Source organism: Pedococcus sp. P2_A3, from assembly GCF_056405035.1.
The window spans coordinates 47,887-55,990 of sequence record NZ_JBFUCW010000010.1 but is presented as its reverse complement, the minus strand read 5'-3'; the positions used below and the strand labels follow the sequence as shown (position 1 = coordinate 55,990).

The 8,104-nt window shown below is 72.8% G+C and carries 6 protein-coding genes; 2 read left to right on the top strand and 4 right to left on the bottom strand.

The annotated features are described in order from the left end of the window. Nucleotides 1-35 precede the first annotated feature (35 nt). Nucleotides 36-1,322 carry a protein kinase domain-containing protein gene (locus AC1DX8_RS10025; protein WP_477629779.1) on the top strand — a complete coding sequence of 429 codons (1,287 nt, stop codon included), beginning with the start codon at nucleotides 36-38 and terminating at the stop codon, nucleotides 1,320-1,322. Nucleotides 1,323-1,327: 5 nt separating this feature from the next. Here the strand turns inward: AC1DX8_RS10025 and AC1DX8_RS10020 are convergent, their stop codons facing one another. The 4 genes from AC1DX8_RS10020 to AC1DX8_RS10005 form a co-directional block, all read right to left on the bottom strand. After that, nucleotides 1,328-2,542, bottom strand: a complete 1,215-nt coding sequence (locus AC1DX8_RS10020; protein ID WP_477629778.1) for a hypothetical protein — start codon at nucleotides 2,540-2,542, stop codon at nucleotides 1,328-1,330. Between the two features lie 4 nt (nucleotides 2,543-2,546). Continuing rightward, a complete protein-coding gene (locus tag AC1DX8_RS10015) occupies nucleotides 2,547-3,878 on the bottom strand; it encodes a hypothetical protein (RefSeq protein WP_477629777.1) in 1,332 nt (443 codons plus the stop codon). 11 nt (nucleotides 3,879-3,889) lie between these two features. Next, the gene (locus tag AC1DX8_RS10010) at nucleotides 3,890-6,181 is read right to left on the bottom strand and encodes an ABC transporter substrate-binding protein (RefSeq protein ID WP_477629776.1); all 2,292 of its coding nucleotides are present in this window, start codon (nucleotides 6,179-6,181) and stop codon (nucleotides 3,890-3,892) included. 222 nt (nucleotides 6,182-6,403) lie between these two features. Continuing rightward, the gene (locus tag AC1DX8_RS10005; protein WP_477629775.1) at nucleotides 6,404-6,952 is read right to left on the bottom strand and encodes a CGNR zinc finger domain-containing protein; all 549 of its coding nucleotides are present in this window, start codon (nucleotides 6,950-6,952) and stop codon (nucleotides 6,404-6,406) included. Between the two features lie 105 nt (nucleotides 6,953-7,057). On the opposite strand from AC1DX8_RS10005, the gene AC1DX8_RS10000 reads away from it, so the two are divergent. Continuing rightward, nucleotides 7,058-8,041 carry an EamA family transporter gene (locus tag AC1DX8_RS10000; protein ID WP_477629774.1) on the top strand — a complete coding sequence of 328 codons (984 nt, stop codon included), beginning with the start codon at nucleotides 7,058-7,060 and terminating at the stop codon, nucleotides 8,039-8,041. Nucleotides 8,042-8,104 lie beyond the last annotated feature (63 nt).

The following is an 8,104-nucleotide window of genomic DNA, read 5'->3' as shown; positions in this document are numbered from 1 at the left end:
ATCATGTGCGTGGACGAGGAGGGGAGGGCTGATCGGTGGTCAGGCCCGGTGACGTGGTGACGTTGCGCCGCTCCGCCACGCAGTGGACCGTGGGTCGGCTCCTGGGTGAGGGTGGGCAGGGGACCGTTCACGAGCTCGTGCCCCAGGACGGCTCGGCGCGACGGCTCGCCCTCAAGTGGTATGCCGCGCGGTCGGTGAGCGAGAAGCAGCGCCAAGCCATCACGGCCGTGGCGGCGAGGCACAGCCCGGGTCCCATGTTCCTGTGGCCCATGGAGGTGATCAGCGCCCCCGACGGCAGCTTCGGCTACGTGATGCCCATCCGGCCACCCGAGTTCGTGGGCCTGGGCGAGATGCTGAGGGGCCGCGTCGACGTGACCCCCTCCCTCGCCGTGCGGCTCAGCCTCGGCATGGCGCACGGCTTCCTGCTGCTGCACTCCCAGGGCCTCTGCTACCGCGACATCAGCTTCGGGAACGTCTCCTTCGACCCGCGCTCCGGCGCGATCCTGATCTGCGACAACGACAACGTGGGCGTGGACGGTGAGAGCGAGAGCGGTGTCCTCGGGACGCGCCGGTTCATGGCCCCCGAGATCGTGCGGGGCGAGGCCAAGCCGGGGAGCGAGACGGACCTCTACTCCTTGGCGGTGCTGATCTTCTACGTGCTGATGGTGCACCACCCCCTCCTGGGCCGGCGTGAGCTCGAGTACCCCTGCCTGGACCGGGAGGCCGAGGGCGACCTCTTCGGTGACCGTCCGCTCTTCGTCTTCGACCCCGCCGACGACACCAACGCCCCCGATCCCGTGGAGCACCAGACCGTGCTCGCGAACTGGGCCATCCACCCTGACCCGGTGAAGCGGCTCTTCGTGCAGGCCTTCGGTGAGGGCATTCGCAACCCTCAGCGACGCGTCCGGGAGAGCGTCTGGCGCGCCACCCTCGCGCGCCTGCTCGATGCCGTCCGCACCTGCGAGGCCTGCGGACGCGAGAACTTCTCGGGGCCCGGCGTCCCCACGACCTGCTGGGGCTGTTCGGCCGCCCTGCCGGCGCCCATGCGACTGGTGTTCCCGCACACCGAGCTCGCCCTCGGAGCGGGGACGCGGATCTACCGCCACCACGTCGCGAGGGACTACGACTACGAGCGCACCATCGGTGAGGTCACCCGCCACCCGACGCGGGACGTGTGGGGTCTTCGCAACACCGGCACCATCACCTGGGAGGCGCGGATCCCGGGACGTGAGCCGACGCAGATCGAGCCCGGGCAGGCGGTGGCGCTCGTCCCCGACACCGTGCTGCGCCTCGGTGAGGTCGAGGCCCGCCTGGCCACGTGACCGGTTCATCGCGGGCCGGCTGGTGATGACGGCGCCCGCTGCGCCGTGGGCGTGCGTGACGCCAGGGCCTCGACCAGCCCCCGGTGGCCCTTGAGCCACAGGTCTCCCTGGGGCGTGAGCAGTCGTGGAGGGTTTCCCGGCGCGAGCTGGACTGTTGCCCACGCGACGTTCAGCTCAGGCGGCCCAGATCTGGAAAGTGCTGAGTACCAACGGAATCCGTTGTCGTCAACCACCATGATGCCGTTGCGCACGACCTTGAGCGGCATCACGAGCACCGACCCGATGAGCGCCAACAGGACGATCATGCGGGGGAGGCCCGCCGGGAGGACGAGGGATGCGGCCGCGAGGACGGCGAAGACCGCCACGGCGGCATACCTCAGGTGGGGGTTCTGGCCGCGGAACGCGTAGTAGGCCCCGAGGGGGAACCCCTCTCGCTTCACGGCCTGAGCCACGGCGAAGCGCGAGGACGCGGGCCAGGGGGTGGCTGCAGCGGCCGCGGCCCCGGACGCGTGGACGGGTGCGTCGGGGCGTCGGGGGGCGGCAGCCGGTGAGGGTGCGAAGGGTGTGGGCTCGGGCGGCATCGCCACCACGGAGGACCGGTCGGGCAGCTCGGTGGCCATCGGGTCGAGGCGACGATCGGGTGGCAGGACCGTCGAGGCGTCCTCCGCTCCTGAGGTGACCGGGAAGCCCACGCCGTCCGGACGTGGGAGCGACGGCCGCGCGTGGTCGGCCACCGGGCCGGGGGCGAGGTCTGGCGACGGATCAGGGACACGGTCGGGTGCCCGTTCGGGTGCCCGGTCGGGGTCGCTGCTGGAGATGCTCCCGGTCGACGGCGTCGACACGACCCACCCGCCCTCCGAGAGGGAAGGGGGCCCCGACGCCTCGGCCGCCTCGATCCCGAGGGCGCCGACCCACAGCCCGATCGCGGTCTGCGCTGCGTCGTCGGTCCAGCCCCGCGCCTGGGCCAGGATCTGCGCGTGGCGGTGCAGGTCGGCCGTCGAGAGCGGAGCCGCTGCCAAGAGCTCGGCGGGCACGTTCTCGTCGAGCGCGGTGACGACGAGGTGCACGTCAGCGCGGTAGGTGTGTGCGTCGTCGCCGAGCAATCGGGTCAGCTTGAGCCGCAGCTGCGACGGCTGCCCGGCGAACGCGGAGGGGTTTCCCCCGAGAGCGGTGCTCAGGGCCTCGCCCACCGGGCTGGACCAACGATCGGTGGTTGGCATCTCCTTACCCCCAGCAGCCCATCTGGTCGTTGCAGTAGACCGTGATCGCGATGGTCGCCCAGTTGCTGGTCACACCGCCTCCGTAGAGCCGGTACCTGACGGTGTCCGTGAAGTACCCGTTGTGGTGCGGGGTGTAGAGGATCTGGTGACCGCTGATCCTGACCGAGCCGTGCCCGTTCACCGAGGACGCGTTGATGATCGACCAGGTCGTCACCGTCCCTCCCTTGACGACGTTCAGCTTCGCCTCGCAGATGTTGCCGGCCGCGTTCGGCGGCACGAAGTCGACGCAGGCGTTGATGCCGTCCTCGTAGTACTTGGGTGTCCAGGCCGCACTCGTGTTGCCGGCCTTGAGGGTCTTGGGCGCCGGAGGCGGGGGCGGGGGTGCCGTGGACTTCCTCGTCGTCGACGACACCTTCGCCGGGGTCGAGCTCGTCGAGCGCTTCGGCGTCGTGGAGCTGGAGGACCGGGACGGCGTCGAGCCGGACGTGCGGGCGGGCGCCGCGGTGGGTGCGGCGGTGATCACCGGGGGCACGGTGGTGACCGGTGCCGCGGAGGCGGTCGTCGGCTTGGTGGTCGTGCTCGACGGGGTGCCCGTCGTGGTGGTGGACTTGCGCAGCGCGGAGTCGGTGAGGGTGGTGCGGTCCGCGCTGTCGCCGGTCGTGGAGAACCACACCGCCCCGGCCACGATCGCCAGGACCGCAGCGGCCGAGCCGGCCATGACCTTTCGACCCACCGGGACGACCCGGCGGTGCCGCGGAGGGTCGTCTCCGGCCGTGGCGAACCCGAGTATGCCGTCGGCGTCCGTTGCGGCGTCGGGCTCGCCCTCGGACGCTGCCACGGCGCCGAGAGCCCCGGCGCCGAGAGCCGCAGCGCCCGCGGCCCCCACCCCCGCGGCCCCCACGCCGCCCTCGGGGAGCTCGGTCGCCGGGTCGGAGACCGAACCGACGCTCGGCCCCGACATTGCCGAGGTGAGGCCCCCGGTGGCGCTCAGGGTGCTGACCGACCCGAGGGCTGCTGCCCACGCGCCGATGGCGTAGTCGGCTGCGCCGTCAGACAACCCGCGCTCCACGAGCCGCGCCCGGAGCCGGCCGTCGTCGAGGGCCACATCCGACTCGGTGAGCATCGACTCCTCGCGCCCCATCAGCGTCGAGGGGATGCCCTCCTCGCTCGCGAGCGCGAGCGCGTCGATCTCCGAGCGGTGCTCGCGGGCCGTGGCACCCAGGGCGTCGGAGAGGACGGCCCGCACCCGGTCGGGGCTCTCGCCGACCCGGCGACCGAGGTCGCGGACGGCGCGGTGCAGGGCTTCGGCAGTGACCTCGGGCAGGTTCTCGGACATGAGGGGTTCCTTCAGGAATCGGTGGAGGCGAGGGAGACGCGGAGGGGGTCGATGGCCCCGGAGAACTCGAGGGAGGTCGTGGCGCCGCGCACCGCGGAACCACTGCCGACGAGGGAGACCCGGTTGGCGAGTGGGACCAGCAGGGCGAGGACGGAGATGACGTCGTCGACGTTGCGCCAGGCGGCGTCGCGGGCCGGGCCCGGTGGGGTGCCGAGGGCGCTGTCGATGGCGGAGGTGACGGTCTGCGCGTCGGCAGCGGGCAGTCCCGCACTGACGCGCGGGTCGATGCGTTGCGCAGTCCAGGAGCGGTCGAGGCTGTCGACGTAGTCGCCCCGCCACGCGTCGTAGGTGGTCGTTGCTGCCGCATCCGCCATGGCCGTGAGGTAGGCGGCCGAGTCGCCCTTGAAGGCGACCAGGTTCACCGCGAACCCCGCCTGCTTCCACCCGGCGGCGAGCGCCGTCATGGCGCGCTCCAACTCGGGACTGGAGCGGTAGGCCACCTTCAGGCGGGGCGTGTCGCCGGCGAGCAGCGAGCGCGCCTGCTGCACGTCGAACGCGACGGTGGGGCCGTTGTGGTAGACGCCCGCGGTGGACCGCTGCTCCATCCGTGCTGCAGGTCCGCCCATCGCGGCGACGTAGGACGCTCGGTCGGTCGACAGGGCGAACGCGCGGCGGTTCGCCGCGGACGACATCGTGGTCGTCCTGAGGTTGGGGACGAGGAGCTCGGTCACGCCGGCCGGGGCGACCTGGGTGCGGTCGGGCGCACTGACGAAGGCGCTGTCGGCCGCGGCGGGCAGCGGGCTCAGGGTCATCGTCCGGCGGTAGGCGACGGCATCGGTGGCCAAGCCCTGGGCCACGTCATCGTCAGCCGCGGTGGTGACCTCGATGCGGTCGGGGAAGGCGGGTCGAAGGGTGTCCGTGGCCGCGGACCAACGGCCGTTGCGCACCAGTGCGACCGTGGTCGCCGTGGCGGTGGCGGCGTCGACGGCATACGGGCCGTTGGAGAGGGACCGCGTGCCGGGACCGACGGCGGGTGCGACGCGGAAGGGGGCGAGCTCCGGCACCGCCAGGTAACGCTGGAACTCGTAGTCAGGTGCGGACAGCCGAACGGTCAACGTCGAGCCCGAGCAGCTCACCGCGCGGTCGAAGGCGGCTTGGCCCACCGCCCCCTTGCCTTGGTAGACCGGCAACCCGTCAGCACCCTGTGGCACGTCGATGAGGACCGCCGCCTCGTAGGAGTAGCCGAAGAACTTGGCGGCGCCGAACGCCCTCGCCACCCCCGCCTTTGCATCGGCGCAGGTGACTGGGCTCCCGTCCTCCCACCGCACGCCCGGGCGCAGGTCGAAGGACCACGTCTTCCCCTTGTCGAGCGTCGTCCCGGTGTCGGTGGCGAGGTCGGCGACCAGCGTCGCAGGCTGGTCGTTCGCCGCGGCCTGGAAGGCGACGAGCCCGCGGTAGAGGGCCCGGTTCATCAGCAGGCGCAGGCCGGGGTCGGTCGTCTCCATGGGGTCCCACGTGAGTCCGCCGCTGGACGTCAGGCGCAGCGTGCCGCCTCTGGTCGCGGCGGCCGGAGCAGCGTCGGGCGTGGTGGTCCCCTCGGGCCACAGGGCCTTGGCGCCCAGGGCGCTCGCGACGAGAGCCGTGACGAGGAGGGCGACGACGGCCGGACCCCTCCTGCCAGCCGGGAGCTTCAGGGCCGTGCGGCGGGAGGCGGAGGCCGGCAGCGGGTCTGTGGTGGAGAGGTCTGTGGAGGAGAGGTCGGGGGGCGGAGTGGGAGCGGGGGATCGCGGGGGAGTGGGGGAGGGTCCCGGCGCGGCGCGAGGCACGGGAGGGGCTGGGGCGGCTGCCTCCGGGGGGCGGCCGCCCGCGGGCGCAAGGGGGAGGACGGTGGCGTCGGCGGCCAGGACCCCACCGGTGTGCGCCTCGGGTGGGGGGTCCGATCGCACGGACGACGAGAGGGAGGTCCGAAGGGAGTCCGAGACCTGGGCCTCCAGCGCCGAGGCCCAGGTGAGCGTCGCGTCGGCGGCGCGCTCGCTGGCGAGGCCGCGGGCCTCGAGCCGGCCCACTCCCTCGGTGACGGCCGAGTCGGCCGACTCTGCCGTGTCGGCCTGGTCGAGGAGGAGGGCGGGCACGCCTTCCTCGCAGGCGACCACGAGGGCGTCGACCTCGGCGCGGAAGTCGCGTCCGTCGACCCCGAGGATGTCGGAGAGGAGGCCGCGCACCCGTTCCGGCTGGCTGCCGACGAGCCGGCCGTGGTCGCGCAGCACCTGGGCCAGCGCGTCGTGGGGGATCGGCCTATCCATGGGCCACAGCACAGTCCTGACCCCTGAAGAGCCACTGAAGGGTGGCGACCGGGGGGCGGGGGCAGCAGGGAACGGATGCACGCCCCGCCCGTCCATCGACCATGTGCCCGGCCCTCCACCACGCAGTCACACCTGGCGAAAGTGTGGTCGTCGCACCTCGCCGAACCATCCCGCAAAGGGATGAGCACGCGCGGAGTGGGACGACCGTTTGCCTGCGGACGCCTAGTGCTGTCGCTGGCGGGCTCGGTATGCCGCGACGTTGGCGCGGTTGCCGCAGCCGCCGTCGCAGAACCGCTTCGAGCGGTTCTTGGACAGGTCGACCACCACGTCCTCGCAGTCGTCCGCCGCGCACACCCGGAGCCGGGCGAGCTCGTCGGCGCGGATCACGTCGACCATCGCCATGGCGGCTTCCACGGCCATGCGGGTGGCGAGCGGGGCCTCGGGCGGGGTGGCGTGCAGGTGCCAGGACCACTGGCCGTGCCGGACGAGCTGGGGGAGCGCGCCGGCGTCGGCCAACAGCTCGTTGACGAGGGCGACGGCTTCCTCGGCGTCGGAGGTCCAGAGCCGCCGCAGCCGCGGGCGGAGCGCGCGCACGGCCTCCAGCTCGGCCGGCTCCCCGGTGTGCGACCCGGTCCACTCCCAGTCGCGCACGAACTCGTCGAGGTCGGCGACGGTGGCGAGGTCCTCGGTGTCGGTGGGCAGGGTCGCGGCGGTGTTGACCAGGGCGGCGGCAGCGCGCAGCGCCACCTCCGTGTCATGGGCAAACAGCATCTTGACTCCTGACCCGATCGCTCGCTAACGTCATGAGTATAAGTCGTTTGACCAATGACAGGCTGCGGCTCGGCGAAAGCTGGGTCGGGCGGAAGGACCGATGGGATGACTGCGCGCTGGAAGGGCCACCGAGGCCTGGGCCTCTGGTTGGCGCTGGCCTCCGCCGCCACCTTCGGAAGCAGTGGCCCCTTCGCGAAGTCCTTGCTGGTCGAGGGCTGGAGCTCCGGTGCGATCGTGCTGCTCCGCGTGTCCGGGGCGACCCTGGTGCTGGCGGTCCCGACCGTGCTGGCGCTGCGGGGACGGTGGTCACTCGTGCGCGCGAACCTCCTGACGATCCTCGCCTACGGCGCGGTCGCCGTGGCGGGGTGCCAGGTGGCCTACTTCTACGCGGTGCAGCGGCTCGACGTCGGGGTCGCCCTCCTCCTCGAGTACCTCGGCGTCGTCCTCGTCGTCCTCTGGGTCTGGGTGCGCACCCGCCGCGCCCCGAGTGCGTTGACCGGTCTCGGCGTGGTCCTCGCGATCCTGGGGCTGGTGCTCGTGCTCGACCTCTCCGGCCAGACCCGTCCCGACCTCGTCGGCGTCGCCTGGGGCCTGGTCGCCGCCACCGGGCTCGCGGCTTTCTTCGTCCTGGCGGCGGAGGAGAGCAACCTGCCGCCCGTGGCGCTGGCGGGGCTCGGCCTGGGTGCCGGGTCCGTCGTCCTCGCCCTCCTGGGCGCGGTCGGCGTCGTCCCCCTGCGGTTCGCCTCCAGCGACGTCGCCCTGATGGGTGGGCAGGCCCCCTGGTGGGTCGCCATCGGCGAGCTGGCCCTCGTCGCCGCCGCCGCGGCATACCTCCTCGGGGTGACGGCCGCACGGATGCTGGGCTCGACGGTGGCCTCGTTCGTCGGCCTCACCGAGGTGCTCTTCGCGGTCCTCTTCGCCTGGGTGCTGCTCGACGAGCTCCCCGGGCTCATGCAGCTGGCCGGGGGCGTCTGCATCGTCGCCGGGGTGGTCGCCGTCCGGCTCGGCGAGCTGCGCCGGGCCCGCACCGAGCAGCGCAGCGACGAGCTCGAGGGCGCGGATTTCCCACTCCCCGCAGGCGTCGCCTAGACTCTCGGGGTTGCCTCGGCGAGGGACACTGCACGGCTGCCATCACCTGGGGGCCGGTCACGT

Coding starts and splice junctions, on each gene's coding strand:
- AC1DX8_RS10020 (WP_477629778.1), bottom strand. CDS start 2,542: ATGCCAACCACCGATCGTTGGTCCAGCCCGGTGGGCGAGGCCCTGAGC.
- AC1DX8_RS10015 (WP_477629777.1), bottom strand. CDS start 3,878: ATGTCCGAGAACCTGCCCGAGGTCACTGCCGAAGCCCTGCACCGCGCC.
- AC1DX8_RS10010 (WP_477629776.1), bottom strand. CDS start 6,181: ATGGATAGGCCGATCCCCCACGACGCGCTGGCCCAGGTGCTGCGCGAC.
- AC1DX8_RS10005 (WP_477629775.1), bottom strand. CDS start 6,952: ATGCTGTTTGCCCATGACACGGAGGTGGCGCTGCGCGCTGCCGCCGCC.
- AC1DX8_RS10000 (WP_477629774.1), top strand. CDS start 7,058: ATGACTGCGCGCTGGAAGGGCCACCGAGGCCTGGGCCTCTGGTTGGCG.